We start from the raw sequence: 3,565 nt of genomic DNA, 5'->3' as shown, positions 1-3,565 counted from the left end.
TCTTGCCCGCAAGAATTATACAAATTAAATGCACAACAGCTTATAATCCTGGAAATACTGATTCTGACAACCACCCAGATCCCCGACTTCTAACATTAATTAATTATTTACAAGATTTAAAAAGAAGTCGGGGATCTTATTTTTCCTATTTCGCCAATTTCTGCGGAACTAAATAAATGACCGCCAAGGGAAATAACCTAGATGTAGGATTTGTAAACCGCGCTTTTATCGCTGCAACCTCTATTTCTATCTCTCTAGGAATTTCCTCCAACCTCGTTTTCAAACTATTCACATTTCTCTCAAATTGTTCCTTTTCCGTATTATTAAATAACTCCAATTGTGTCACATCTGGTTGATTTAACTCCTGTTCAATACTCCTTTGTAATTCCGTTAAAATAGCCGTAATATCCGCCGCTTCCTTTTCTGCCCGATTACTTAAATCGCGCTGTAAACTCTTAGCCCTATCTTGCATTCGCACTTGCAAAGATTGCATTAATAAATCTCCATGACTATTCCATAAACTCTCTAAAGTCCTTCTGATCTTTTCCGGTGCTAAATCTGGTAAAGCTGCCGATAATGCGGTTTGAATTTGCATTACACCCATGCGGTTAAACTTACCTTCCTTTAATAAACCTCCCGCCGTAATTACCTCTTCATGTAATCGCTGTTGGTCACTTCCTAATATTACCAATCTCCCATAAGCAATTACCGCCGGTGTCTCTAAAACTGAATTAGGAACTAATCGCGCCGTCACTCGATTTAATGATTTTTTCCCCTCTTTTGACCACACTTCCGCCCTTAACAAACGTAAACACATTTGCACTAACCGATGATTCAAATGCGCCAATACTACATCATCTCGACCGTGGGATAATTCAGGATCAAAAACAATAGGACGAATTACTTTTGTATGGGGATGGGCTAACCCTTCACTACAAGCCGCCCAACTACTTTTCAAAGGTGGTAAATAAAAAGCTTTCCCACTAACTTCTGCTAAATTAGCCTCAATTAACCCCGGTTGTTCTGCTAATTCCAACCCAATCCTGACCACCGCTTCAATATTATTTGGTGTCAGTCGTAAATGTTGACGAGTTTCATTTAATTGTTCTCGTAATTTTTCAATTTGTTCCCGGACTTGACGCTCAAATTTTAACATCCGGCGGACAGGTTCTGATTCCTTTTCTGCCACTGTTGTATCTAAAATAGTCCGTTTTCCCATCATTGCTTCTTCTACTTGGGCAGCAATAACTAGGCCAACTTTTCCCAAATCTTCCCGAATATTATTAACCTTTAAAGCCGCCCGCATGAGAAATTCTAAATCCCCTTCTAGTTCCCCCGGTTTAATTCCTTGGGTGCTATTTTGCTGATAATCTTTACCGACAAAGTGATAAATTAATACTTCTGAAGCCTTTTGTCCATGTCTATCTATCCGCCCATTTCTTTGTTCCATGCGGTTAGGATTCCAAGGTATTTCATAATGAATTAACCGCGAACAAAAGTTTTGTAAATCTAAACCTTCACTGGCTGCATCCGTAGCTAATAAAATTCGCACTGGGGAAATATCAGGATGGGCTTGAAATGCCGCCTTTACCTGTTCTCTGTCCTCTGATTTCATCCCCCCATATAGAGTCATTAACCGTTCTTCCTGGACTAATCCTTGCGCCGCTAATAGGTTATATAACCATTTTTGTGTGGCTCGATATTCTGTGAAAATAATGACTCTTTCATTAGACCATTTTCCCTCTGGTTTAATATAAGTATGAATCCAGTTAAGGAGTTCCTTGGCTTTAGCATCAGCTAATCTCGCTGCTGTTTCTGCCCATTGCAACATTTGGGTTAATAAACTTTGTTCTTCAGAATTTAATTCTCTAAATAACCGAGTTGTATTAGTAATTGCTTCATCTGTAGATTCTTCATAAACATCATCATCAGCAAAATCTTCTTCAATTTCTTGTAACTGTCGCCGCAAAATTCCTTCACTCGGTCGAGATAAACTAGATGGTGTGCGACGACGGGCTGTAGTTAATGATTGTTGGTGTTGTTCTAAGGTACTAGCAAAAGCTGCTGGGGAAGAAAATAAGCGTTTTTTTAAGAGTTTTAAAACAAATTCCGTAGCATATTTTTCTGTATTATCTGCCACACCCTTGCAACGTAATTCTGTATATCTTTTTAAGGCGGCGTGGGCTTGACGTTCTGCGGCTGGATAATCTACAGAAATGGCTGCTAATTGGCGCTTAGGAAATAGTGGTGAACCATCCCAATTTTGCATTTCCTGTTTTAACCTGCGTACCATCACCACCTGTAATTGTTTCCTGTCTGGTGTTACCCCCCGCGCAAACCGTTGAGAATCAAGCAATTCTAACAAAGCGGTGAAACTTTCCGGGTAGCCGTTATGGGGTGTGGCAGTCAAAAATAACTTATGTTCAAAGTGGGGGACTAATAGCCGAATAGCAGCCGTTCTCATGGAATCTACCGCATATTTACCCCCACCAGAGGGGGCAACGTTATGGGCTTCATCAACGATTAATAAATCAAACCTGCGGGGGTAGAGAGATTCCCCTTCACCGGGTAATATTTCTCCCAACAGACGTAAAGGGCGATCGCGCTTCAAAAAATCTATGGAAGTAATTAACCGCGGAAAATGTTGCCAAGGGTTCACATGAATACCCCGTTTCCTGCGCAGTTCTTTCATTAATGCACTGTCAACAATGCGAAAATCCAAACCGAATTTATCCCGCATCTGTTCTTGCCATTGCACTTGTAGCGAAGATGGACAAACTATGACAATCCCATGGCAACGATGACGGATAATTAATTCCTGGGCTACTAAACCAGCTTCTATGGTTTTACCTAAACCCACATCATCAGCAATTAATAAGTTAACGCGGGGCATTTGAATTGCCCGCACTACCGGATCTAATTGATAATCTTCAATATCTATCCCACTGCGGAAAGGTGACTGCACAGTGCGAATATCAGCCGTGGAAGCTGCACCCCATCGTACTGCATCGAGAAAGGCATCTAACCGTTCTGGTGAGTCAAAACCTTTGGGTTGGGGTAACTCCATTTTTTCATAAATACGCGCCCCCACTTCCAATTCCCAAATTACCTGTAATTCTTCCCCCAAACCATCATCTTCTACAGAAGAGAGTTTGACCAAATGCTGGGTTTTTGTCACCCCACCCAACACGGGGTTAGTGGGTAAGCTGGTATGATGAACATCACTGACCACATATTGACGCGATCGCACATTCACCAGTTGACCTTGTTCGGGAATAGCTCTAACTACGGTCATAAGTAATACAAGATAAAATGAGTCCGGTGTTTACCCTATTGGTAATTTAGCACTTAACTACACATCAAATAAAGTAAATAGGGCTTGCTGAAAAAGTTGTCTGTGAGGAGAGGGAACAGGGAACAGGGAACAGGGAACAGTTTCAAGAGTTGGATGGGAGCTATTTTTCCTTGGTATCAAACTTAAATGCAAGGTTTTCGAGTTTCCACCTCGTAAAAGCTTGCACTCTTTTTACATGAAAACGGCTCAAACCCTTTACCTGTAATCCTT

1 protein-coding gene is annotated in these 3,565 nt (G+C 41.2%); it reads right to left on the bottom strand.

Annotation, left to right across the window (positions count from 1 at the left end):
• Positions 1–145: 145 nt before the first annotated feature.
• Positions 146–3,295, bottom strand: coding sequence for a DISARM system SNF2-like helicase DrmD (gene drmD / locus CUN59_RS16545; protein WP_104388875.1), 3,150 nt, complete (start codon positions 3,293–3,295; stop codon positions 146–148).
• Positions 3,296–3,565: the final 270 nt, after the last annotated feature.

It is taken from the genome of Cuspidothrix issatschenkoi CHARLIE-1 (genome assembly GCF_002934005.1).
Lineage (GTDB): Bacteria > Cyanobacteriota > Cyanobacteriia > Cyanobacteriales > Nostocaceae > Cuspidothrix > Cuspidothrix issatschenkoi.
This window is presented reverse-complemented; position numbering and strand designations above follow the sequence as displayed.